This is a genomic window from Streptococcus hillyeri, from assembly GCF_003686955.1.
GTDB classification, from domain to species: domain Bacteria; phylum Bacillota; class Bacilli; order Lactobacillales; family Streptococcaceae; genus Streptococcus; species Streptococcus hillyeri.
The window spans coordinates 171,100-195,722 of record NZ_RCVM01000001.1 but is presented as its reverse complement, the minus strand read 5'-3'; the positions used below and the strand labels follow the sequence as shown (position 1 = coordinate 195,722).

Here is a 24,623-nt window from a genome sequence, read left to right as displayed (position 1 = left end):
TCTATCTTATCAAAATTAGTATTTAACTTTTCAATAACTTCTCCTTGCATCGTCATGGTTTTAAGTAATGTTTTTTGCTCATTTGATAATAAGAGCATGTTGTTACCTTTTTTTAAATCTCATCTAATACCTTAGCCTCAGCTTTTAGTCCTCCTGCTAACTGTAAAACTGCAACTATCCGGCTCTAAATCAATCCGCATTTCACCCAAAGGTGTGCCATGAGTTTTTTATTTCTAAATTTTGATCACAAAATAAAAACACCTCAAATAGGTGCTTGTATTCATAAATCAAATTAAATGGTATTAGGCTTTATGTTATAATCTGTAAAAACTCCGACCCCGATAAGTACAAAGTAAGTGATAGGCGAGAAAAATGCTCCTATCCCAGTAGCGATAATAACAAAATCAAAAAGAATGTCCCCGTTAAATAAATAGTAAATAACCGCAACTAAATAGATGATTTGTAAAATAGTTTGAAATAAAGATACCCTATTTTGAGATAACATTCTCACTCACCTCTTTCTACTTGCATTATACTCTTTTCATATAGGATTAGGTTTATTGACATAGCACTTCAGTTTAGAATATTACTCGTTAAAAATCAAAATTATAATTTTATAACAATCAAAAAAACAGACCCCATTGGTGGAATCTGCTTCTATAATAAATGGATTAAACTGATACTCTTTGCTGGATTTTATGCATTTCAGCATAACGGCCACCTAGTGCCAAGAGCTCGGCATGGGTTCCACGTTCAATAATCTGACCTGCATCCAAGACAAGAATTTGGTCTGCATTTTGAATGGTTGAAAGCCGGTGGGCGATAATAAAGGTTGTCCGTCCTTCTTTAACGATATCCATTGCACGTTGAATGACTTCTTCTGTCTCGGTATCAATGTGCGAGGTTGCTTCGTCTAAAATTAAAATTTTAGGGTCCGTAATCAAGGTTCTAGCAAAAGCAATCAACTGACGCTCTCCTGATGAGAAGGCAGAGCCTTTTTCAACTACTGGCTCGTGGATACCTTTATCTAATCGCTCCACCATGTCTTTTGCTCCAACCTTTTCAAGACTGGCTAAAATCGCTTCATCAGATAACCCTTTATTTTCCATGGACACATTACTAGCAATGGTTCCTGTGAAAAGATACGGATCCTGCAACACAATTCCCATATAGCTCCTGAGACTTTCACGTGAAAAATGACGAATATCCTGTCCGTCAATCAGAACCTTTCCTTCTTGTGGGTCATAAAAACGATAGAGGAGATTCATGATAGACGATTTTCCTGAACCTGTATGCCCAACCAAGGCAACTGTCTCACCCGCCTTAGCATGAATGGCAATATCACGAAGCACCGCTTTTCCTTCCTCATAAGCAAAGGTTACATGGTCAAAGACGACGTCCCCCTCTTGGACAAATAGCTGAGCGTCACCATCTGCTTCTTCTTGTTCTTCCAATAAATCAAGGACACGGCGTCCTGTCTCCAGTGAACGATGGATGTTGGGTAGCTGTCTCACCAACATTCCCAACAAATCAAATAATGTCGTAATATAGTTGATATAGACAAAGAGACGACCAGGGGTGACTCCTAGATTTCCACCTAAAAATTGATAGCCAACCACTGTTAGAACACCTGAAATCACCATGTACTTGGCAAATTCTGTCAGTGTCCAGGACGCTGTTGAATTGACCAGATGCATGCGATTATCTGCCGCCAACATTTTCCCAGAAGTCTTGTTAAAATCTTCCAAAACCTTTTCTTCCTGGTGGTAAAGTTGAATGAGACTCGCTCCGTTCATCGTTTCGTTGACCTGAGTATTGACCTCACTTCGGGCATCATAGAAATCCTTCATCGGTTTATTAGTCGCTCGCCCATACAACACCTGTAACCCATAAAAAAGAGGAATTAAAATAAGCATGTAAAGACCAATCGTCACATCCAATCGAATTAAAATCACGTAGATGGCAATAATCCGAATGATATTGAGAAAAATCATGGTCAACAGATTGCTATAGAATTGATTGCGTAGCGTTTCGGTATCATTGACAATCCGTGTCGCGATTTTCCCAGCAGGCTTATCATCGAAATAAGAAATCGGTAGCCGCTGCATTTTATCAAAAGCTTGATTACGCAAGTGAGCCGTCACTAAAAAGGCACAGCGACTAAAAATGTATCGGTCAAAATAGTAAAGAAATAACGACAATACTGTAAGACCAGCATAGAGGGCCATATACTTCATAAAAAGCGCTTGGTTGATAACCTTACCTTGGTCAAGAACTGTTAAACTACTATCAATGACTTGTTGCAAAACTAGGGGTGATAATTGACTGACCGCTGTTGCTAGCAAAAGCATAACAACACCAAGTGCAAAAAGACCTTTCACAACGGTTAATTGCTTCATTAAGTTTAATATCGTCTTCATTTTACACCTCCTCTTCTATCCCTTGTGCTTGCTGACGTTGGTATTGTTCAAAATACCAGCCACCTAATTGAATAAGGTCATCTGGGGTCCCCTCTTCGACAATACGACCATCTTCCAGAACCAACACCCAGTCAGCATGTTGTACCGCAGATAATCGGTGGGTAACGATAATATTAGTCTTACCAGCACGCTCTTTCTGGATATTTTGAATGATTTTTTTCTCCGTTCTCGCATCAACAGCTGATAATGAATCATCTAAAATCAAGAGTTCTGGGTCCTTGATAAAGGCACGCGCTAGGGAAATCCGTTGCTTCTGACCACCTGATATAGACACCCCACGTTCACCAATGGTTGTGGCTAGGCCATTTGACATACGCTCCAAATCCTCTGTAAAGGCTGCTGTTTCAATAGCCTGATGAATGGCATTCTCATCAGCATTCGGTTTCCCCATAGCAATGTTTTCACCAACAGACCGTGAAAAGAGGATGTGTTCCTGTGGCACATAGCCAATCAGCCCCTCTACACTTTTCCGAGCGTACTCAGTGATTGCTCTGCCATTTAACCCAAAACCACCAGAACCAACAGGGTATTGACGGAGAAACTGGCGCACCAGAGTCGTCTTACCTGACCCAGTCTTGCCGACAATACCAAGCGTCTGTCCTTTTTTAAGGGAAAAGCTGACGCTGTTAAGGCTAGCATGTGTTGCCTGAGGATAGGTAAAACTGTAATCTTTAAAGTGAGCCACTTCAAAGGCTTGCGCTTCTAACTCACCATCAGCTTCCATATCATCACTGGTCTCAATCAAGCCCTGTAATTTCTCGAAAGAGGTCCGTCCTGTCTGGTAAACCAAAACAAGCTCTGAAAGCATGGAAATCGGTTCTGTCAATGAGACCGTATAAAGCTGCATGGCTAACACTTGACCAACCGTCATACTGCCATCTGCAACAAATGTTGTTCCTAAAAGCAGGGTAACCAAAGTCGTTGCTCCAAACATGAGGGTATAGATAGGGTTGTAAAGTGCCGTGACGCGCACCAAGCGATTTTCTCGGTCAACCAAATCCTGTGTTTTCTGACGAAAACGGGTCGCCTGCAAATCCTTACGACTGTAAGCACGCATGACACGAACACCCTCGATGGCCTCCACCACCTCATTACTCAGATTTGCCACCGCCTCACGATTATCATCAAAAAGGCTATCTGTTTTCCTACTGATAAAATAAATGGCTGATGATAAGATAATGACTGGTAAGAGGGCAGCAAAAGTAATCTGCCAAGACATGGCAAACATGACTGGAATGATAAAGAGTAGCATCCCACCGGCATACAAGACCGTCATTAAACCATAGCCCACCAAATCTTGTAACATCTCCACATCAGAAGAGAAACGAGTCATCATATCGCCTGATCGGAATTTTTCGTAAAATGGCGTCCGCATGGAAACTAATTTTTTAAAGGCATTTTGCTGCAAATCAAACTTAAATCGACTGGCCTGCTGAAAGATTTTCAAACTCCAAAAGAAGGCTGTCACATAACTTACCACTGTGGCTCCAACCAGAATCCCGATATTCAACCAAAGATTACTTTTTGTCAGACTTCCTGTCGTCATCAAATCAATCAATCGTTGAATAATCTGAGTTGGAACCACCAGACTGGCATCGTAAATAATCAAGACAAGACCTACTAAGACATAAAGCCACTTGTGGTCTTTAATATATTTTCCAACTAACTTAAACATATTTTCTCCCAAAATATTTTTCTTTATATAAACTAACTATTTTTTCTAACCTAAAAAGTCTATCTACTACATTTTCTCCACCTACATCATTTTTCTTTCTTGGTATTGATTTCAAGACACACAAAAAGACCTATGGACAAACTCCTCCCATAGGCCTTTAGTTTTTTTTTACAACAAAAAATAAACTAACGAGACTGACTAGAAAGGAGAGCTTTATTAACTTTTTGTGTGAATACGTTGTTCATTGTTATATTCTCCTTTCATAAATATGTTATCAGTCTAGCATAATTTCATTTTTTTGTAAAGATTTTTTTTCGTTTTTTGACAAAATTAGACTAGGCAACTAGGCTAAATCGAAAAGTAGCTTATACTTATCCAGTATATCTTTCAACTCCTGTTTAGATATTGCTTCCTCGACTTTGGTGACACCTCTAGCCTTCAAATCTAAAGCAATAGAGTGATTATCATAATTTCTTGACAGAAGTATCTACAAAGGATATCCTATGAAATAGGAGGAGCACATTATGCCATCAGTAGTACAAGAATATACCACATTAGCACAGTGAGGAAACTCGAAAGCAACAAGAGTTCCATCAAGTATTTTAAAATTATTAAATGGTGATGATAATCAAAAATTTGCTGTATCTGTAAAAGATAAATCAATCATTCTAACTCCTGAAATTCAAAAGCCAAGGACAATACAGGAGCTATTTGCAGGTTGGGAAGATGATGGTGTTCGTCACAATGAAGTTAATTGGGGTCGGGCAGAAGGGAATGAGATGCAATGGTAATTTCTCAAGGTGATATTTTTTATGTGGATTTCAATCCCAATATTGGGCATGAACAGAAGAATAGACGACCAGCGATTGCATTAAGTCATGATCTGGTGACTCGTTTTGGAGGACTAACTATTGTTGCTCTGATATCAACGACTGAAAGAAATTATCCAACTTATCATACATTGACTACGGCTAAAACGGTACATGGAAAGATTATGTTAGATCACTACTAATAGGTACAATAAAAATCATCATAAAAGGTCACATTTCTCTTTTTATACTTAACAAAAGTGAGCTAACTGAATTTCTAATCTAAAAAAGAGAGTGACTTCACACTCTCTTTTAGGATTTATGTTATGTTTTATTGCGCTTGACCAATGTGAATCGCCCAAGCATGATCGATATCAAGGGTTTCTTGAGTGGTGTACTGACGACGATAGTTATTCCAAACTAAGTCACCAGCAACCATACTACTTTCACCATTTGAGGTTTGCATGGTATCATATTGTGTCAGATTGTGCAGTTCAATAATAGCATTCAGCTTGTTTGCATAACTTGTATCGGTCGCATAAGTTCCTGTTAGGGCTTGCGTTGCATCTGCATAGCTCAATGTATTTGAACGCCACGCTCCACTAAAGTAATCTTGTCTGACAACACCAACATAATCCTGCAAGGATTCATGATAACTTGGATAGCTACGGAAATAAGACAAAATCGTATAAGCATTTCCAGCACCATCATCTTCCCAAGTCTCCATTTGGACAGCTTGACCTTGGTAACTTCCTTTTATTCCAAAAAGATTGTGATATGGGAAAGCTCCTAATCCTGATAACCCATAGTTACTTTCATGAATAGCTTGCGCAATCATAACAGATGGGTATAAATCATTAGCATTTGCTAATTCTTGAGCTGAACCTGCAATAGAATTGATAAATTGCTGCCTGTAGTCAACAACACTATATTCATTTGCCTCTGCAATTTTTGTAAGACTTTTACCAAAAGCGAAAAGACACACCGCTAAAACACTTAATGTCAACGCCATGATTACTGATACAGGGTCTTTCTTACTCACTTTACGAGCTTTATTGTTAAAATGCATCTTTTTCTCCTTATTGTCTATATTGGTATTATAAAACACCTTTCTCAAACAAACAAGACACTTAATGTTACAAATTAGAGACAAATGTTGACTGAATTAACATAACCCTAACTCAAGGTCACAAACTATTGATTTTCCGACACCAGAAAAATAGTCCTAACATTAGGCTTTCATACAGCGCAAAAAAGAGGATAAAGCAATGCAAAAAGAAGGTTTCTGGTAGAACCCAGATGATAGGGTCAGTCGCTGGATTGAAAAGCCAAGAGCTATCCCCTGGGAACAGAACCTGATGAAACAGTGTAAAGAAATTCTCAAACCCAATCATCACTCCCATCAGACCGACAACTACTGGCACAAAAGCCGCCCCTAGAAAGACTTTTTGATGGAAAATGTTGTCTTTACTTTTGAAAAATAGCAGAGCAGGTAGGGTCGTTAAAATTGCAATCACTTGTGTCAGATGAAAAAGCAGTTTCACATCTGCAAAGTGTTTGAGCCCACTCGCTGATGATGGAAAATCTGGCATGTCTAGCACCTGTGAAAAGGGACTGGTCAGATAAACCATAAGAACATTAAAATTATGCAACAGCTCTGCTTTAGTGATGATGACTTGATTCGTCAGTTTCAGCCAATCAACTTCCAAGGGATAGAGGAGCCAGGCTCCGTAAATGGTGCCCAGCACTGCCATTGCCAAAAGCCAAAGGACGGTCAGATAAGCGTAGAGTCTAGTTTTCATCAAATGACCATTCCGCTAGGCTTTCTAAGACATGTGTCGGTGCGATCGGTAAGGTAGGCACGTCTTCTTTGGCCGTAAACCCTGTCAAGACTAGGAGGGTATCAATGCCGTTTTGGATGCCAGCCATGATGTCTGTTAGATAATTATCACCGACCATAATGGCTTCTGCTTTGTCAACACCAAGACGAGCTAATGCCTTGTCCATAATGATGGCTTCTGGTTTTCCAATAATAGCTGGTTTGACACGGGTCGCTGCTTCAAGTAGAGCGATTAGCGAACCTGCTCCCGGTAAAAGCCCACGCTCAGTTGGGATATTGAGGTCAGGATTGGTACCGATAAAATGCGCCCCTTTTTGTATAGCAAGGGTTGCCGTCACAAATTTTTCATAATCAACTGACCAGTCCAGACCAACCACAACAAAGGCTGGATTTTCAGTATCTTCTACAAAACCAGCTTCATAAATGGCTGATTTTAGTCCTTCTTCGCCAATGATATAGACAGTATTACCCAGATTGGCATCTTTCATGTAATCAACCGTCGCCAGCGTCGCCGTATAAACCGTTTCCAGCGGCGTCTCAATCTCAAACTTATCACGGAGCATGGCTTGTACCTGCTCTGGCGTGCGCGTGGTATTATTGGTCACCAGCATGTAGCGAATCTCACGCGCCTGCAAGTCACGGATAAATTGCTCCCCAGCAGGAATGCGGTCACTCCCTTTATAAATTGTTCCGTCTAAATCAATTAAATAACCCTTGTATGTCATCTTAGCTCCTTTATAAATTTTTCCATTTCCAGTTGTTATTTTCTAAATAATAATAATTCTCAGAAAATGCGTCATTTTCAAAGATGGATAACATCACATCGAAACCATCTGCCAACTGATACTGTTCTAATTCTGACCGTTTTATCCAGAAAACATCGCCTTCCTCAGAGGACTTAAGTTGTCCAGTAAAAGTATCCGTTTTGTACAAGAAAACAATATAACGATAACCTTCTGGCATGGTAAACTGCTGATGTCCACACAGTTTAAGTTCAGAAACGACTAAACCCGTCTCTTCATACACTTCACGGACTGTTGAAGTAACAAAAGACTCATTTGGTTCAATATGGCCTCCTGGAAAACAAATCCCTGGCCAGCTATCAGATTTCTTATCTATAACCAATATCTTATCACCATCTCTGATCATGCACATATTAGTCAGAATCACTCGTTCCTCTCTGGACATTCTTGCTCCTTCTTACCAATTACATAGATTTCTGTAGAAGCATCCGCCCAACCAATAATGGTTGCTCTGGCTATTTTTTGCTTGTTCTTTTTAATGCGTTTCGTCATCTTAGTCAAATACCGTTTCCCAGTGCTCAGCCTTACTTGCTTCAAAACAGAGGGCGATTTGGGCTGCTGTGGCTTTTGTTTCAACCAACTTTGGTAGGTCAGCTAAGGCAAAATATTTGGCATCTAGTGTCTCATTATTTGGCACGAAGTCACCGCAGATATAGCGACAAAGGACAAAGTGCTTAATCACGCGAACGGCAGTTGTTGCAGGATTATTTTTAGCCTTGTCCAATACTGCTACCAGACGAATCGGCTTCACTAATGCGCCAGCTTCCTCAAAAGCTTCCTTCATCGTATTTTCCATCACCGACTGATCAACGTCACACCAACCACCTGGTAAACTCCATCGCCCGTCATTTTCTTGAACTAAGAGAATTTTATCATTTTGAAAAATAGCTGCGCGGGTGTCAATTTTAGGGGTCTGGTATCCCGAATCAGAGGCAAAAAGGTCTTTGACGACTTCCTTTGGTAAACCTGACGGTTCCACCAGCATGCTTGCCGCAATGTCTCTGATTTCCTCAAAGCGTTCTCGGTCAAACACGTTATCACTATATGCAAGTCCTGCTTGGGCTAGGGATTGTAATCGAACTGCCCAGTCTAAATAATTGTTGTTTTCAGTCATCCTATTGCCCTATTTCTCTTCCAAGGGAAGCCACTCAATGACAGCCTGAGCATTGATTTGGCCTTCTGAGGTAATATCGTGGTAAGTCGTCAAGCCATCCTTAACCACGTTTGATGAAATGTCACCACCAGGAGACACTTCTCGGCTGTATTTGAGTTGCAATTTTGCAGGCCGATGCTGACTCAAAAACTCATAGCCCAACACATCATACATCCAGTCAAGATAGATGCTATTATTGACATGACCATTCATATCAATATCAAAATAACGGACATGATAGGTCGTCTGCTCTGCATTTTCCAAAGGTAACATCTTAGGCGCTCTTTGGATTTTTTTGACAAAGGCAGAGCCGTAAACGTCAACAATCTCAGGCAAGACAGGGGAAACCTTTCGCGTGTTGGCATCCATCAAAGCAAAGTAAGTCAAAATATCAAGCAACAGCTCACCAGCAGCATCATAAACTCTGAAAACGCGGTAACAGAAAAATTTATTGTAGCTGATGGCTTCTGTCTCAATCGTAATTGTCTCGGTAAATTGTGGGAGACGGTGAATGGTAACTTCGTAATCTGTGATAATCCATACCAAACCAAACTGTTCAAGCACATACTCATCGCTTCGCCCTAGTAAATGAGACTGTTTCCCTGATACAAACAGGCAGTAAGACAAGAGTTTTGGCAACTTTATATTGTGATTGACATCGACCATGTCAAATGGAATTAAAAAATCTTCTTTATAAATGTGTCCCATTGTATCTCCTTTTTCTAACTTGTAAATAGTGCAACATTACCTTTTGTCACTTTGCCAACTAATGCTTTAGTCTAAAATAAATTTCTCAGCCACCGTATCGCCTAAGAAGAGACCTTTTTTGGTCATTCTGAGGCGACCATCCGTTATTTGGACAAGACCATCTGCTAATAATTCTTTAACAGCTTCGCCGTATAATCCTTCAAAACTCTCTTGGAATTTTTCTTCGAAACGTGGGATGGAAACGCCAGATTTTTTTCGAAGACCCAAGAAAAACTCTTCTTCCATCATCTCACGTTTGGTCAAAACTTCCTCAGATAATCTGGCATGCCCCTCTTCTGCGATAGCTTTAAGGTAGTGCTGAATTGGCCCTCGATTACGATAGCGCACGCCATCAACGTAGCCAGAAGCACCTGCACCAAAACCATAATACTCATCATTATCCCAATACATGAGGTTGTGGCGACTTTCCATAGTTGGTTTGGTGAAGTTAGAAATCTCATAATGCTCAAAGCCATTTTTTTCCAGCTCTGCGATGATGTAATCAAACATTTCAGCTTCTAAATCTTCTGTTGGCAGATTGAGTTTACCGCGCCGCATTTTATTCATAAAGACCGTATGATGCTCTAAGATGAGACTGTAAAGGCTGAGGTGAGGAATGTCTAAGGCGAGTGCTTTCGCAACATTTTCACGAACGTCTTCCATGGTCTGACCAGGTAGGGCATAAATCAGATCAATGGAAATATTGTCGAATCCAGCTTGTTTTAAAGCAGCAATATTGTCATAAATCTGTGCTTCATTGTGGCTACGTCCAATGCGTTTCAAGTGTTTATCGTTGAAAGTCTGAACCCCTAGTGACACACGATTGACTCGTGATTTTTGAAGCACTGCTATTTTTTCAGGAGACAAATCTCCAGGGTTAGCTTCAATGGTGTACTCTTCTACTTGCGACAAGTCCAAAACCTTTTCCAAATGCGTCAGCAAATAGTCTAGCTGTTCAGCGGTGATTGCTGTTGGGGTTCCCCCACCGATGTAAAGGGTCCGCAGTTTGCCCGTATCAGCTAACTCAATTTCACGAATAAGAGCCTGTAGATAGGCATCCACAGGCTGATTTTTGATAAATACTTTTGAAAAATCACAATAGTAACAAATCTGTGTGCAAAAGGGAATGTGCACATAAGCGGATGTTGGTTTTTTTAACATGACACTATTATAACAGATTGTAACCCATTTTTCTAAAAGATAATACGGATAGTTTGCTTATTATGGGACAATAAAATTCTGCACACTCATTACTTTAGTAAATTATGGAGTACCCTTTCACGGTCTTCAAGAAAAAGTTTGGTGATTTGATAGGCTGGACACTCTTCATAGGCCACTTCCTGAACTTGTCCATCATCAAAGGAGAGAATACTTGCCTCTGGAAACCCAAGTAAAATGGGCGAATGGGTCGCAATAATGAACTGGGCACCTTTTTTCACTTGCTCATGAAAATGGTACAAAAGTGTTAGCTGGCGTTGCGGTGATAGGGCTGCTTCTGGCTCATCCAAAAGGTAAAAGCCATTATCTGACGATTGATTTTCCAAGAGACTAAGAAAACTTTCACCGTGCGACTGCTTGTGATAATGTTGGGATTGAGAGCCGAAATACGTTTCTTCCATGGTTGCCACATTATAAAAACTCTCTGCCCGCAAAAAATAGCCCCAAGATGATTTTTTGACGCCACGTTTCAACCGTACAGCCTCATGGAGTTCTGAGTGACTATCATAGGTTGAAAAACGGTAATTGCGACTGCCACCTTCCGCATTGAACCCATCTGCTACTGCAATCGCTTCAAGTAACGTTGATTTTCCAGAGCCATTTTCACCGACGAAAAAGGTTACCGGGCTTGAGAACGATAGTTCAGAAACACTAGCTAAGGCAGGGATTTTAGATAAATAAGATTCTCCTGCTACCTGGTCCCAATTTATCACTAAACCATGTAGGTAATTAGAGTTCATGTTTTGTCACTCCTTTACTAAGGGTTTTGTCATCAAATGATAGCCATCTTGATTACTAACGTTTTGAAACCCTAGTGATTCTAAAAAACTTATATTATCAGCTTCTTCTGGTGATAGATTTAGACTGATTTGTTTATCTGTAAAGGACGTCTTAATGTAGTCTTCAATAGCTTGATAACAAGCTCTGCCATGTCCATTGCCTCTATACTGTGGCGCTATAGCAAATGCCAAAACTAGCGTGCCATTTTGCTCTTCAACGCAACAATAGGCGAAAAAGAGACCATTTTTAATCACTTGAAAAGAAGATTGATTGGGTTTGGGGTTGAGCAGACTTGCTTGCATCTCTGAAGATAATTGCCAGTTTGTAGCAATTTGTAAGGCATCCTCTGATGATAACGGTTGGAGGTAGTGATACGGTTTTGTCGCATAGCTACGAAAGTTTTTCGTCAGTTGTTTAATCCGCCGATTTTGTGTAGCTTCCTGATCCGTTTGAAAGACATAGTCAGCATACCCTTTCTGATAGGCTGGAATCATTTGTTGGTAATGTTCTGACACATCTTTTGGGAAACGCGCACTCAGCTGTTGGACACGCTCATCTGCCATTATTCTTATCCTTCTTCCCATAAATACGGTACAAGAGCATTCCAAGATTGATTAAAAATAAGACTGCCCAGAGGCTTGCCATTAGTAAATTACTGCTCTTAACATTTACCACAACTCCACCACCGTATAACACTAGGAAAAAGAAAGTAATCCAGTTATCTGATTTTAATACGTTTTTCATGTTCCCCTCACATCGTTGATTTACCATTATTATATCAAAAAACACGACCGGATGTCGTGCTTTTAATGATTGCTTAGAATTAGTTTTCTGATTTTAGCCAGTCGTAAATTTCCTGCGGAGTTCCAAGTGCCATGAGTTCTTGGTATTTCACCGTTGCTTTTAATTCTTGGTAAATCTGACTGTCAGCAATCTCACGTTTTTGCGCATCTTTATTGACCGTCATCACACCATCTGTAATTGTGACAAAGCCTAACTCATCAAAGATTTGAATCATTTTGACCAGTAAAATGCTTTCGATTTTTAGGAAATGGCTGAGCTCCTTGAGCTTGTAACGCACATCAAATTCAGGAAACTGGTAAATCGTTTTGTAGAGCTTAGCGTATTGCTCTCGCGTTCCAAATCCTGTCAGGTAATAAGGTTCTTTAATGGTATTTTTAAAATAAATGGCTTCAAAGTCTTTATGCTCAAAAACACGTTTTAGCTCTTCTGCGTTTGGGAGGTCAGTCACTACAACTGCTCTGCTATTTTCAACAGAAAAAATATCAGGAACACCAGCTGGCAACTGAGCCGACTTAGCACGAATGTCAAAGAGCTGAATCCCATTAACACGCGCATCGACTAACATCAGTTGTAAGGTCGTTGCACCGTTCCAAACGTTGACAGATAGAGTCACCGCAAGTTCTAAATCCTGCGCTTGCTGAAATTCTTGAACAAGGGCTCCTTGGTGAAAGGCGACCACATCATAATCAGCGCCATTTTGACTGACTTTTAACTTGAGATGGGCATTATTTTGTCCCATGGTACGAGCCTGAGTGACCTTGAAATCTTTGAGCCAAAAAACAGGCTTTTTATTGTCCATTCCAAATGGGGCTAGTTTGTCCAATGATTTAAGGGTTTCTAGACTTAAATCAGACAAATCAAGTTCTTCATCAACCGTTAAATTATTTTTGACAGAAGTGTCTATCTGATTGTCAACCACATAGTTACAAAGAATTTCGGACAGTCTCTCAAGATTTTCCTCAGGAAGAGTCATTCCAGCAGCTCCGCTATGGCCACCAAAAGCTGTAAAGATATCACGATGGTCATCAAGCGCTACAAAAATATCCAGACTTTCAAGGCTGCGGGCTGAACCTTTGGCTGAACCATTTTCAATATTGAGAACTACAACAGTCTGACTGATTTGTTCCAAAATCCGACCTGCAACAATTCCCAGTACACCTGGGTGCCAACCTTCCTTAGCCAGCACTTGAACAGGCTTTTCAGGATCAATCATGGTAACTGCCTCATCAAAAATCCGTTGAACTAACGCTTTACGTTCCTCATTTTTGTCTTTAATCATGAGGGCAATGGCTTGCGCTTCTTCATCATCAAATCCTGTCAACAAGTCAATCGCTGGATTTGGATCATCTAGACGCCCCAGAGCGTTTAACTGCGGTGCAATGGTAAAACCAACTGTATCTTCATTTATCGTCTCAAGGTCAACATCAGAGACTTTCAATAATTCTAAAAGACCAATACGTTCCGTTTGTTTCATCATAGCAAGTCCCACCTTAACCATGATACGATTTTCATCGGTCAGACTGACCATATCAGCAATCGTCCCAATGGCAACTAAATCTAATAACTCTGTGGGAATACTCTCAAGAAGCGCCGTAGCTAATTTGAAAGCCACACCACAACCTGCTAAATGTTTAAAAGGATAATCTGCTTCTGGATGTTCAGGATGAACAATAGCAAAGGCTTCTGGAAGCTCTGCTGGCATGCTGTGGTGATCGGTAACGATAACGTCAACTCCCTGACCTTGTGCATAAGCAATCGCCTCGTGTCCCGCTACGCCATTATCTACCGTCACAATTAGAGAAATCCCTTGTTGCTCGATAAAATACTTGTAAACACTAAGATTTGGACCGTAACCATCGGTAAAGCGGTTCGGCAGATAGACTTGAACTTCTGCTCCCATCATCTCTAGAGTTTCTTTGACAATGCTTGCGCTGGTCATGCCGTCAGCATCATAGTCACCATAGATGAGAATTTGTTCACCAGTTTCAATCGCAGACCGAATCCGCTCCACCGCCTTCTCCATGTCATTAAGCAGGTAAGGGTCATGCAAATGTGACAGGTCAGCTCCTAAAAAATCAGATAACTTCTCCTCATTATCAATACCTCGCTCAAAAGCAATACCAGCAGCTGTTTTCGTCAGACCAGCTTTCTTAGCAACTTTTAAAAAGCCCTCATCAGGCACTTGTTCATTTATTTTCCAATCGTATTTTGATGTAATCATAGTTTAAGTTATAAAAGACTTTGGCGTATTACCAAAATCACTCATTCAAATAAGTTTCTGCTTATCGAACAACCCTTTCCTACTTTTTATATAGTTCCACATATCTTTTCACGATATAAATCAAATTCCATGCCATGTATTGTTGTATAACCAGAAAAAGTATAATAATCCGCTTTCTCAATTAAATTACCATTGATATCATATAAGTCCCAACCTCTTTCACCTCTCAAGTGCTTTTTCGCATCAAATACGACATAACCAATCTTGAGGTCCTTTTCTTTGTTTGTTAGAGGTTTTCGACTAATGGTAAAAAATGTACCATTCCGCCAAAATGTTTCGTTTACAATCCATGGAGGTAATAAAATACTTGATTCATTCAGTTCAAATGTTACTTCATCTAGTGTGTTTGTCACAATATTACTCATCATGACAGAAAAAAATCCTTCCTGAATCCGAGGTAATTTGGCGGCTGGAGCAATAACTTTACCATAGCAAAATTTCTTATCTGGCAGTTATACTGCAAAAATATCGCCTACTTGCACATTTGGTTGGCGTCTTCGTTTAATTGGAATGAAGTATTTTTCTTCTTTGGGTAAATCACCATAAAACTCCAATAGACACCTCTGTTTATCTGTAAGCTTTTCATACTTTTTTTGTAGATTTATTTTAACAGGATTATCCATAACATTACGCATCACCTGCTGGTTTTCCTGTGACAAACATGGTAAAACTTGCTTTAGTGATAACGTCTCCCTTTTCATTGGTAATCACAGTGTCAACTATTTTTGTGGTACGACCATTGTGCACACAACGTCCTTCTACTGTTAAAGTATCTCCAAGATGACCTGCTCGCAAGTAATTAATATTTGACTGTAGTGTCACCGCATTGACACCAAGTGAGCGAGAAACCAAACCAGAAATTTGGTCACAGAGCGTAAATAGATAACCACCATGAGCATTACCATAATAGTTTAGAGAACCATCTACTACCTTAGTATCAATAACAATATGACCTTCTTCTGCCAATTTTACATCATAATTTTCAAAAACTCTAATTTCGTGTAATAAAATATCCATAGTAATCCTATTTTTCATCAGATTCTTTTCTTGCTTCCAAAACTGTTTCTTCTTGCCCTTTGTGATTTAGCTTCAGATTTTTAATTTCTTGGCGTAAGCTCATGTTTTTGAAAAAGCCGAGCAGAAATTGAATGAACATTCCTAAACCAACTGAAAGCAAAATCAGTAAAATCAAAGGCAACTTAAACGTTCCAAATAAATAATTGACTGTCACAGATTGGATATTGGCAATAGACAACAAGGCTGTTAAGCCAACGGACGCTACTAAGAGTCCCACCGTTACATTTTTACGCATCTTACTTTCCTTTCAAATTAAACACGGTCCCTGCTAAAAAATCAGCAATAGTTGGAAACAGCGTGTAGGCTTTATGAGCGGCATTTAAGGCAAGCGGCATGTTCAACTGACGCTTTTTCTTTCCTAGAATGTTAACAATCTTAGTCGCAACCACCTCAGGCTGCAAGGTAAAAGCTTTGACACTATCAAGATAAGCACCGCTTGGGTCTGCTTGGTCAAAGAATTTTGTCGCAACAGGACCTGGATTAACAGTCGTGACAAATACACCATAAGGAGCCAATTCTAAACGAAGGGTATCTGAATAGCCAATCATGGCAAATTTGCTCGCTGAATAGATAGACGATTGCCCCGTAGCCATATAACCTGACATAGAGACAATGTTGATAATGTGACCTGATTTAGCTTCCTTCATCTTACCACCAACGAGACGGCAAAAATTCATACTAGCAAAGGTATTGACATCAAACATGTCACGGATTTCAGTCATCGAAAACTGTTCAAAATCCTTGTAAGTCGCATAACCAGCATTATTGATGAGAATATCAATCCGACCAAATTCTTGATAAATCTTAGAAATCAAGCGCTCAACAGCACTATCATCCGTAATATCAAGACCGATACAACGTTTGTTTTGGCGGTTCTTGTAAAGCTCTGCTAGGCGCTCCTCACTCCGACCGATGAGAAGAATCATATCCTCTTGCGGTACTTGCTTGATTAACTGCTCTGCTATTCCCCCAGAAGCCCCCGTAATCACAATAATTCTCAAATCTCAATCTCCTCAAAATCTTTCACAACATGGACATTTTTGAAAATGGCTGACGCATCGCGCTCCATCTGCCTACAATCACGGCCAAGAAAACGTGCCGAAACATGGTTGAGTAAAAGACGTTTGGCTGACGCTGCTTTTGCCACCTCTGCTGCTTGCATGTTGGTTGAATGCCCATGGCTTCGAGCAATTTTCTCATCCCCTTTTCCATAAGTGGATTCATGCACCAAAACATCTGCTCCAAGTGCGAGACGGACACTGGCATCCGTTTGTCTTGTATCTCCTAAAATAGTGATGATTTTCCCTTTTTTAGGCTCTGAAATATAATCCTTTGCAATGATTTTTGTTCCGTCTTCTAAGGTAATATCTTCACCATTTTTAACTTTACCAAAAAGGGGACCAAAAGGAACACCTGCCGCTTTTAGAGCTTCCGCATCAAGAGTTCCTTCCAAATCTTTCTGCATGACACGATAACCCATACAAAAAATGCTATGATCTAACTGATCAGCATAAACAATAAACTTGTCTGTTTCCAGTATTTTACCCAAATTCTGTCGATCAAATTCGTAAAAATTAATACGGTAAGGCAGACGTGACCCTGTTACTTTGAGACTGGTCAAGACAAATTGACGAATACCTAGCGGACCATAAATATCCAAATCCGTCTGCTCTTCACTAGCTTGAAAAGCACGGCTGGCAAGGAATCCTGGCAACCCCAAAACATGGTCTCCATGCAAATGCGTGATAAAAATTTTCTTAACCTTACGAGGCTTAATCGTTGTTTCCAAAATCTGGCGCTGAGTCCCTTCACCACAGTCAAACATCCAAATTTCGTTAATCTCATCCAATAATTTCAACACTAAACTTGACACATTACGCTGTTTTGCAGGCTGACCTGCCCCTGTTCCTAAGAACTGTAATTCCATCTTATCATACTAATCGTAGGGCAAACCTACGACATCCTTTCTTTTCATTCTTTTATTGTCGTTATTCTGTTTTCACTCTTGAGGTTGGGACATAAATATTTCAACCTTCTATTTTTAATGGTAATAACAGATTGACGCAGTGGTTGATTGGAGGTCCTAAACCCTTGCTACGCAATCGTTAGCGGCCATCCTAATCAACTGTGCGGAGGTGGGACGACGAAGTCAATTTCTTCGAAATCATGACTTCTGTCCCACTCTCACTTCCTTAAGTGATGTCGGACACAAGCAGACTTCCTACGGGTATTTGACACAGGCTGTAGCCTACTTTATTTCCAACCTCAAATAGCCCACTGGACTATTTGAGCATGACTAATATTTGAGCCTAATTTAAGATACAAAGCTGTTAAGCAATGCAAAGAATTTTATGGAGCTTGACGAAGATGCCGTAAGCATCTAGGAAAGTGAGTCTAAATTCATAGCATTGTAGGCGTGTTCAATTAGGTCTCAAATATTCCGAGTGCCAGAAATATTACTTCGAGTCATTTCTGACACTTTCATCACGGCGGAAGTATCGTTGATTTACTCGCTATCGCTCGTTAAAATTAGAAAATCTCTCTTACTTTCAAAAACTTCTATAGACATTTTAAACGGAATAACGAGTTATAGAGCTAAGCATCGGGACATCATGTCATGTAACGATTTGAAGTTTGCTCACACTCTTTTCTCATACATTCTATTCTTTTTCAGTTCATCTAAGTATCTGTCACGTCAGGTTCTCATATTTTATCCCTAGGATGGCTTGCTAATTTACTTTTCAGCAATGTAGATGACAAATTCTCTTTGTTGGTAGTGGTAGTATTTTTCTCCCTCAAAAGCTGACGCAAGCTCTGCACATTCTTCTTGGTTGAAAGATTGGACTTTGATGACGTCTCCTGAAAGTCTTGTGACTTGGCTTAGCAGTGCCGTTTCAGGGGTTAAATCTTCTAATTCCTCATTTGAAAATGCCATTTTAGCCATCTTAATCAGGCTATCTTGTAGGTAAATCTTATAATGTGGAAAAATCTGTGCTAATTCAAACAAAATAGCAGAGCTCACTGGCTCATCTTGTTCTGAAAAAACAAGAGCGATTTCCTCATCACTTTCATAGGCAAACCCATAAGATTTGCCTGATAAATTTAATCTGACAAAGGGTTTTTCTTCTAAAAAAGAGGGATTTGCCTGGTACAGTTTAAGTTCCTGGCTCATCTTGAAAAAATAATTTGTGGCTGCTTCTGGACTTTCTTTTTGATAAAGCTCTGCAAAATAAGCGTTGATAACACTAGGTGGTGGCGTAATAAAAGTTAATTTATCATCTTCTGATAGTTGCGCCAGCTTATTTTCCAAATAAACCTTATCCAACACGGTAAAGCCCCCATAAGTGAGGGCAAGTGATATATAATCAATCATAAAATTCTTCTAACTTCCAACGATTATGGCTCGCAATATGACCTGTGATTTCCTCAATCGGTTCATCAAAATCATAGCGGTCTAACAAAGCAAGGCGATTAAGCTCATAAAGTTTATAAAGCTTATCTTGGCTAACTTTGATGTTAAAGGGTTCAAAAACATCACGAATCTCGTCAATAATGAGACGGCGTAAACTTTCTCTTGCCCCTTCTTCACGTGCAGAAATACGAACATTTGGGAAGGCTGTTGCTGTTAAATTTTCAGCCTTGTCCATTTTATTGTAAATGGCTAAACGCGGAATATCTAGCATGTCCAAATCCTTGAGGAGATCCAAAACAACCTTTTCATGTTCTTCGTGATCTGGATCTGACGCATCAATCACATGAAGGAGTAAATCCACATGGCGACTTTCTTCCAAAGTTGACTTAAAAGCTGCTACCAATTCCGTCGGCAAGTCTTGAATAAACCCAACAGTATCCGTCAAGGTTGCCTGAAATTGATTTTGAAGATAAATCTGCTTGGTTGTCGCATCCAAAGTCGCAAACAATTCATCGGCTTCGTACTGACGATTATCTGTTAAGACATTCATAATCGTTGATTTCCCTGCATTGGTATAGCCGATAAGACCAATTTTAAAGACCTCAGACTGGCTTCGTTTGTCGCGTATGGTCTGGCGATTTTTCTCAACAATTTTTAATTGACGTTCAATATCCGAAATCTGATTTCTAATGGAACGACGGTTCAATTCTAGTTGACTCTCACCTGGCCCTCGTGACTTCTTGCACGCATGGCAAAAATATCTAAAATCAACTGCATACGGTCAATGACTTTGACACCGAGTTCTGTCTCCAAATTGGCGTTTTGCCGAGGCGTTAAACGATTGTTGACAATCACAGTGTCAATTTCATCGGCTTCGACAATGTCTTTAATTTCAGCCAATTTTCCTGAACCAACAAAGGACTTACTGTCATAACGTTCTCTTTTTTGGGTGTAACTGGACACCACTTCGGCACCAGCCGTCTTAGCAAGACTAGCTAGCTCTGCCATTGACATGTCAAAATGTGGCGTGTCCTGCAATTCAACACCTACTAAAATGACACGCTCCTGCTCTTTTTTTGTCTCAATCATGGCAGACCTCCTAAATTAATACCTGATACACTTCTCCTTTTCAAGAAAAATGATCACTCAGCTTCTAATCTTATTCAGACTTTTTGTCATTTTATACTTAACAAAAATCAAAAATTACTTTTTGTTTCTTTCTTAAAAGTGCGGACGCTCCAAAGGTCTGGGAGACCTTTGGAGGTGGGAAATATAACTGACGAAGTCAGTGTCAAAACCTCCTACGGAGTTTCATTGCTAGATTTGAGCCTACTTTTCGTAGTAGATGATTGGATGTACTTGTCGACTACTCGACAGTGTCCACCCTAATCATCCTTGCGGGGGAACTACTACGAAATTGATTCTCAATTTCTGTAGTTCTCCCAAAAAGCCGTTCATATCGAGCCAATTCCCCTCGCTTTTTAATTTCTAAGCTCAGGCTGAAACCATCCACTGGACAATTTCACTGCTAAGAATACCACTATAGCGAAAGAAACATTTTAGCCTCACTTCGTTCGGTAGTCCATCAAAAGTATTAGAGGCTCTAAAATGCTAATTTTGATTTTGGATGAGTATTAACTTCAAAATGACCATTGCTACTATTTTACCATAAAAAAGATAAAAAGGCGGTCAAAGTAACCACCCTTTCCTAATGAAAATGACGTTTTCATTTCAAGCCATTAATGAAATTTTCGATGAGTTTTGTGTAGGCTTCTTTTCCTAAAATTTCTCGTGAACTAGCATGCTCTGCCTTTGGAACAATGACCAGTTGATCCTTGGAAGCATTCGCTTCGAAAAGTTTTTGACTATTTTCCGGTTTGATAAAATTATCTTTTTCACCATGGATAAATAAGATGGGCACCTGATTCGTTTTTATCGCCTCAATCGGACTGGTCTCTTTCATGTTAATCCCAAATCCCCATTTTGTGACAGCATTCACACCATAAACGAGAAAACCAAGGTGATTATCCCCATAAGCTCCTTCTATCAGGTCATATAAATTCGTAAACCCACAGTCCGCTACTACAAAATCTAACTTAGGGTGTTTATCAAGAACAGATAAGGAAATCGCACTCCCCATAGATTCACCATGCAACCCCAGACTAATCGTCTCACCAAAGGTTTGATAGGTGTAGTGTATCAAAGCAAGCAAATCTTCTGATTCTAATCTACCAAGACTAACTGGCGTTGGTTGGTTTTCACCATGACCACGCACATCATAAATAATCACATGGTAGCCTAACTTGTGGTAACTATCCACATACTTGATAGCTCCATTTCGATTGGAACGAAAGCCGTGTGTGATAATCACATATTTGCTAGAAGTTAGATTATCTGATTTGATGAGTTGAGCGTGAAGCTTGTAACAGTAAACTCTTCCTTATTGTAAGCATCAAAATCACCGACTAAATCGTATTCCTCAATCCATTGACGTTCCTCAGACAAAGTCAATACCTTGGGTGTAACAATCGAGCTTGCTAGATAATATGAAAAGCCAGCATATCCCAAAATGCTCAGTACAAACAACATCAGCAAAACTTTTTTCATCAACCTCATTTTTCCCCTTTTAAAAATTCAGAAATCTGCTGCTTAACCTTCGCCTCAAAATCACTAGATCCAACTTCACAAAAGGTCATCTCCATACGGTTTCTGAACCAGGTCAACTGACGTTTCGCAAAGCGACGTGTGTTTTGCTTGAGCTTGTCAACCGCTTCGTCCAGTGATTGCTCATCTGCAAAATAGGGAAAAAGCTCCTTATACCCAATACCACGCGCAGCTTGAGCATTCGGATAATTATCATAGAGCCACCTAGCCTCATCCAAAAGCCCTTGCTCTACCATCTTATCCACACGCCCATTGATACGGTCATAGAGGACTTGTCTGTCATCTGTTAGGCATAAAAGCAGGGCATCATAGTCTGTTTCTTGGTTTTCGAGGTGATCTGTAAATCGTGCTAATTCAAGCGCACGAATAGCACGCCTGCGGTTTAACTGAGGAATCTCAAGCCCCAGCTTTGCTATTTTCCCAAATAAAACCTCATCAGAAAAAGCATCAAGCTCCGTACGATAAGCCAGAACGGCCTCTTGGTCAACCTCTCCGCCCAAATGATAGCCCTCAAGAAGGCTTTGAAGATAAAGACCTGTACCGCCAACAATGATAGGGAGTTTGCCACGGCTAGAAATATCCTCAATCGCAGCCCTAGCCTCCGCCACAAAATCAAAGGCCGAGTAAGTCTCTGTCACATCACGAACATCAATCAAATGGTGAACAGCAGCAGCTTGCTCCTCCAAACTAGCCTTAGCCGTACCAATATTAAGGTCACGATAAACCTGCTGGCTATCGCCTGAAATAATCTCTCCATTAAAGTTTTGCGCCAGTTTAATCCCAAGAGCCGTCTTTCCAACTGCTGTCGGCCCAGCAATTACAATTAGTTTAGTCATAGGAGTATTATATCACAGAGAGACGAGGACACAACAATCCAAATAGAAAAAACAAGCCGAAAAAGCTTGTTATTACGATAAGATTATGGCCAAGAAAGTAAGAGTTCAACAAAAAATGATATGACCTCTTTAAAAACTTTACTACGTTTAGACAGACCCACTAAGCTGTAAATAATAGCAAAAAATGATATTGTCAATAAGATAGGACCTGACCAAACACTTTCTGAAAAAAGATAAATAACTGATGCAAAAGAAAATACCGCAATAAAAAGAGCACAAATAAAGCGTTTCATAGGCAAACTCCATTTTAATTATTGTATTCAGTATAAAATAATGTAAAGGTAAAAGCAATTATTTACTGGATAAAAACAACTTAAAATAAGAAACATTAAGCTGTTTGAGGTTTTATTTTCTTGGAATAACGATAGTGACTTTACCGTGCAGTAACTAGCACTGGTTCTAATCTTAACACCCCTGAAACTTCATTATATTCTATCACTCTTGCCTTAATGTGCAAATTTTGACCAACTGACAAGCCATCAAGACTATCAAACGCCTCAGCGACCGTTGCCACATCAAAAAATTGTAAATTTACACCATGATAGCTGGTCGAATCAGTACCACTGTAATCTCCACCAAAAATCAAAATATCGTACCTTGTTTTATAGTTGTCATGAGGCATGATATTCATAATATGACCATCAAATTCTACCATTAATCCCATATATTTTTCAGAAAATTGTTTTGCTAATTCCCCATTATCCGAATTTAAAATAGCTGCAAATTCTGCATTATTTTCTAAAGTCAGTACCTGGTCTTTCTTAGTTTGCTCTACGATTTCAGTCGTTCTTGGTGTTTGAGTTACCATCTCCGAGCTCGTTACAGTTGTTGTTTCTTTTTCGGCAAACGTATGGTAACTTACAATAATTTTAATATCTTTATCAAAACGTTCACCTTTAGCAAAGTCATCATCACTACCAATCAATACCGTCTCTACTTCTCCATCTTTGGTAAGCAACCCAACAATCAAATCATCTAACTTTTGAGTTTTTACGTTTGAAAATCCTGCAGCTTCTAATTTACTTACAACTGTTTTATAGTTTTCGCCCACTAAATCTTTAGAACTTGCTGGCGTTTTAATATCAGTTTCTGTTGACTCATCATTTTGTGGAGCAAAAAATATTCCTAGAATAGTTATTAGAGCTAAGCCTGAACAACCAGCAATATACAATAATTTCTCTCTTTTTTTCTTCTTAGCCCGTCTCATAATTTCATCATCGCTTAAAACGATTACTTCAATTTCAGCCTCTTTCTCAAAAACACCAAATATTCCTTTACTAGGTTCCTGAAGTACATTGATATCAACATTCTGTTTATCAACTTGTAATTCTTTTAACGCTTGTTCAGTAGCTTCATTTACTGTTTTACCTTTAAATATTGCCATTTTGGTCGTCTCCATTCTTAATTATTAACATTACTATATCACATTGTGGATATATACACAATATGATAAACAAATTTTTAAACTTATAATTGTATTCAAAGGAGTTGATAGCCATTATAAGTTTTGAACCACTCTGGAAGACAATGGAGAAGAAAGGGATTTCCCAATACAAACTTCTCAAATCAGGCATTGATAATAAAACACTAGATAGCCTTAAAAAGAACAAAAATATTACTCTATTGACTTTGGAAAAACTCTGTACCATTTTGGCATGCACTCCAAATGAAGTCATTTGTTTTGTTAACGATAAAGACAGTTAAATCCTACTTCAATTTCATCTAAGTGAAGCAGGATCTTTAATTTTGTGATAAAATAATAGCAAGAAAAAACACAAGGAGAATATTATGCCATTTGTAAAAATTGATTTATTTGAAGGTCGTACAGAAGAGCAAAAAATTGAATTGGCCCGCGAAGTGACTGAGGTCGTTTCTCGTATCGCTAAAGCTCCTAAGGAAGCTATTCATGTCTTTATTAACGACATGCCTGAGGGCACTTACTACCCGCACGGAGAGATGAAAAAGAAAAACTAAGCACATTTGC

At 39.5% G+C, this 24,623-nt stretch carries 28 protein-coding genes and 1 pseudogene; 3 read left to right on the top strand and 26 right to left on the bottom strand.

Annotated features, from left to right (window positions below):
* Window positions 1-671: 671 nt before the first annotated feature.
* Together EAF07_RS00860 and EAF07_RS00855 are read right to left on the bottom strand one after the other, a co-directional pair.
* Entirely contained in the window at window positions 672-2,420 is a 1,749-nt protein-coding gene (locus EAF07_RS00860; RefSeq protein ID WP_121834407.1) for an ABC transporter ATP-binding protein, read from the bottom strand.
* 1 nt (window position 2,421) lies between these two features.
* Window positions 2,422-4,155: an ABC transporter ATP-binding protein gene (locus EAF07_RS00855; RefSeq protein WP_121834406.1), complete on the bottom strand. Its 1,734-nt coding sequence runs from the start codon at window positions 4,153-4,155 to the stop codon at window positions 2,422-2,424.
* Window positions 4,156-4,939: 784 nt separating this feature from the next.
* Between EAF07_RS00855 and EAF07_RS00845 the strand changes: the two genes are divergently transcribed.
* Window positions 4,940-5,167: a type II toxin-antitoxin system PemK/MazF family toxin gene (locus EAF07_RS00845; RefSeq protein WP_121834405.1), complete on the top strand. Its 228-nt coding sequence runs from the start codon at window positions 4,940-4,942 to the stop codon at window positions 5,165-5,167.
* A 128-nt stretch (window positions 5,168-5,295) separates the two neighbouring features.
* Here EAF07_RS00845 and EAF07_RS00840 read toward each other — a convergent pair whose 3' ends face one another.
* The 24 genes and pseudogenes from EAF07_RS00840 to EAF07_RS00735 all read right to left on the bottom strand — a co-directional run bounded on the left by EAF07_RS00840 (window position 5,296) and on the right by EAF07_RS00735 (window position 24,023).
* Window positions 5,296-6,033 (bottom strand): glucosaminidase domain-containing protein, encoded by a 738-nt coding sequence (locus tag EAF07_RS00840; protein ID WP_245962662.1) that lies wholly within the window; start codon window positions 6,031-6,033, stop codon window positions 5,296-5,298.
* 118 nt (window positions 6,034-6,151) lie between these two features.
* A complete protein-coding gene (locus EAF07_RS00835; RefSeq protein WP_121834404.1) occupies window positions 6,152-6,766 on the bottom strand; it encodes a TIGR01906 family membrane protein in 615 nt (204 codons plus the stop codon).
* Window positions 6,756-7,529, bottom strand: a complete 774-nt coding sequence (locus tag EAF07_RS00830) for a TIGR01457 family HAD-type hydrolase (RefSeq protein ID WP_121834403.1) — start codon at window positions 7,527-7,529, stop codon at window positions 6,756-6,758. Before EAF07_RS00830 ends, EAF07_RS00835 begins: the two co-directional genes overlap by 11 nt.
* 10 nt (window positions 7,530-7,539) lie before the next feature.
* Window positions 7,540-7,992 carry an 8-oxo-dGTP diphosphatase gene (locus EAF07_RS00825; RefSeq protein WP_121834402.1) on the bottom strand — a complete coding sequence of 151 codons (453 nt, stop codon included), beginning with the start codon at window positions 7,990-7,992 and terminating at the stop codon, window positions 7,540-7,542.
* Window positions 7,993-8,100: 108 nt separating this feature from the next.
* Window positions 8,101-8,721, bottom strand: coding sequence for an NUDIX hydrolase N-terminal domain-containing protein (locus EAF07_RS00820; protein WP_121834401.1), 621 nt, complete (start codon window positions 8,719-8,721; stop codon window positions 8,101-8,103).
* Between the two features lie 9 nt (window positions 8,722-8,730).
* On the bottom strand, window positions 8,731-9,468 hold the full coding sequence (locus tag EAF07_RS00815) for an acyl-ACP thioesterase domain-containing protein (RefSeq protein WP_121834400.1): 738 nt from the start codon (window positions 9,466-9,468) through the stop codon (window positions 8,731-8,733).
* A gap of 66 nt (window positions 9,469-9,534) precedes the next feature.
* Window positions 9,535-10,668, bottom strand: a complete 1,134-nt coding sequence (gene hemW / locus EAF07_RS00810; protein WP_121834399.1) for a radical SAM family heme chaperone HemW — start codon at window positions 10,666-10,668, stop codon at window positions 9,535-9,537.
* An 89-nt stretch (window positions 10,669-10,757) separates the two neighbouring features.
* Window positions 10,758-11,465: an AAA family ATPase gene (locus EAF07_RS00805; RefSeq protein ID WP_121834398.1), complete on the bottom strand. Its 708-nt coding sequence runs from the start codon at window positions 11,463-11,465 to the stop codon at window positions 10,758-10,760.
* A 6-nt stretch (window positions 11,466-11,471) separates the two neighbouring features.
* Complete coding sequence (locus tag EAF07_RS00800; RefSeq protein ID WP_183121629.1) at window positions 11,472-12,068, bottom strand: GNAT family N-acetyltransferase; 597 nt, start codon at window positions 12,066-12,068, stop codon at window positions 11,472-11,474.
* The gene (locus tag EAF07_RS10530) at window positions 12,058-12,249 is read right to left on the bottom strand and encodes a hypothetical protein (protein WP_142925580.1); all 192 of its coding nucleotides are present in this window, start codon (window positions 12,247-12,249) and stop codon (window positions 12,058-12,060) included. The genes EAF07_RS00800 and EAF07_RS10530 overlap by 11 nt, the downstream gene beginning before the upstream one ends.
* Before the next feature lie 79 nt (window positions 12,250-12,328).
* Entirely contained in the window at window positions 12,329-14,530 is a 2,202-nt protein-coding gene (gene recJ, locus EAF07_RS00795) for a single-stranded-DNA-specific exonuclease RecJ (protein WP_121834396.1), read from the bottom strand.
* Window positions 14,531-14,616: 86 nt separating this feature from the next.
* Complete coding sequence (locus EAF07_RS00790) at window positions 14,617-15,042, bottom strand: Imm26 family immunity protein (RefSeq protein ID WP_121834395.1); 426 nt, start codon at window positions 15,040-15,042, stop codon at window positions 14,617-14,619.
* A complete protein-coding gene (locus EAF07_RS10560) occupies window positions 15,043-15,213 on the bottom strand; it encodes a hypothetical protein (RefSeq protein WP_220702218.1) in 171 nt (56 codons plus the stop codon).
* 4 nt (window positions 15,214-15,217) lie between these two features.
* Window positions 15,218-15,607, bottom strand: coding sequence for a PaaI family thioesterase (locus EAF07_RS00780; protein WP_121834541.1), 390 nt, complete (start codon window positions 15,605-15,607; stop codon window positions 15,218-15,220).
* A 7-nt stretch (window positions 15,608-15,614) separates the two neighbouring features.
* Window positions 15,615-15,902 (bottom strand): lipopolysaccharide assembly protein LapA domain-containing protein, encoded by a 288-nt coding sequence (locus tag EAF07_RS00775; RefSeq protein ID WP_121834393.1) that lies wholly within the window; start codon window positions 15,900-15,902, stop codon window positions 15,615-15,617.
* A 1-nt stretch (window position 15,903) separates the two neighbouring features.
* Window positions 15,904-16,668 carry an SDR family NAD(P)-dependent oxidoreductase gene (locus tag EAF07_RS00770; RefSeq protein WP_121834392.1) on the bottom strand — a complete coding sequence of 255 codons (765 nt, stop codon included), beginning with the start codon at window positions 16,666-16,668 and terminating at the stop codon, window positions 15,904-15,906.
* On the bottom strand, window positions 16,665-17,594 hold the full coding sequence (rnz, locus tag EAF07_RS00765) for a ribonuclease Z (protein WP_121834391.1): 930 nt from the start codon (window positions 17,592-17,594) through the stop codon (window positions 16,665-16,667). Before rnz ends, EAF07_RS00770 begins: the two co-directional genes overlap by 4 nt.
* Before the next feature lie 807 nt (window positions 17,595-18,401).
* Window positions 18,402-19,040 carry a cystathionine beta-lyase gene (locus tag EAF07_RS00760; RefSeq protein ID WP_121834390.1) on the bottom strand — a complete coding sequence of 213 codons (639 nt, stop codon included), beginning with the start codon at window positions 19,038-19,040 and terminating at the stop codon, window positions 18,402-18,404.
* Window positions 19,033-20,168, bottom strand: a pseudogene (hflX, locus tag EAF07_RS00755) (GTPase HflX). The gene EAF07_RS00760 and the pseudogene hflX overlap by 8 nt, the downstream one beginning before the upstream one ends.
* Before the next feature lie 637 nt (window positions 20,169-20,805).
* Window positions 20,806-21,450: an alpha/beta hydrolase gene (locus EAF07_RS00750; RefSeq protein ID WP_245962661.1), complete on the bottom strand. Its 645-nt coding sequence runs from the start codon at window positions 21,448-21,450 to the stop codon at window positions 20,806-20,808.
* 14 nt (window positions 21,451-21,464) lie between these two features.
* Window positions 21,465-21,686 carry a hypothetical protein gene (locus EAF07_RS10705; RefSeq protein WP_245962660.1) on the bottom strand — a complete coding sequence of 74 codons (222 nt, stop codon included), beginning with the start codon at window positions 21,684-21,686 and terminating at the stop codon, window positions 21,465-21,467.
* 5 nt (window positions 21,687-21,691) lie between these two features.
* Window positions 21,692-22,579 (bottom strand): tRNA (adenosine(37)-N6)-dimethylallyltransferase MiaA, encoded by an 888-nt coding sequence (miaA, locus tag EAF07_RS00745; RefSeq protein ID WP_121834389.1) that lies wholly within the window; start codon window positions 22,577-22,579, stop codon window positions 21,692-21,694.
* Window positions 22,580-22,662: 83 nt separating this feature from the next.
* Window positions 22,663-22,872: a hypothetical protein gene (locus EAF07_RS00740; protein ID WP_121834388.1), complete on the bottom strand. Its 210-nt coding sequence runs from the start codon at window positions 22,870-22,872 to the stop codon at window positions 22,663-22,665.
* A 140-nt stretch (window positions 22,873-23,012) separates the two neighbouring features.
* Window positions 23,013-24,023 (bottom strand): DUF4839 domain-containing protein, encoded by a 1,011-nt coding sequence (locus tag EAF07_RS00735; RefSeq protein WP_183121627.1) that lies wholly within the window; start codon window positions 24,021-24,023, stop codon window positions 23,013-23,015.
* Window positions 24,024-24,166: 143 nt separating this feature from the next.
* Between EAF07_RS00735 and EAF07_RS00730 the strand changes: the two genes are divergently transcribed.
* Both EAF07_RS00730 and EAF07_RS00725 read left to right on the top strand, forming a co-directional pair.
* The gene (locus EAF07_RS00730; RefSeq protein ID WP_183121626.1) at window positions 24,167-24,343 is read left to right on the top strand and encodes a helix-turn-helix domain-containing protein; all 177 of its coding nucleotides are present in this window, start codon (window positions 24,167-24,169) and stop codon (window positions 24,341-24,343) included.
* An 84-nt stretch (window positions 24,344-24,427) separates the two neighbouring features.
* Window positions 24,428-24,613, top strand: coding sequence for a 4-oxalocrotonate tautomerase (locus tag EAF07_RS00725; RefSeq protein ID WP_018364737.1), 186 nt, complete (start codon window positions 24,428-24,430; stop codon window positions 24,611-24,613).
* Window positions 24,614-24,623: the final 10 nt, after the last annotated feature.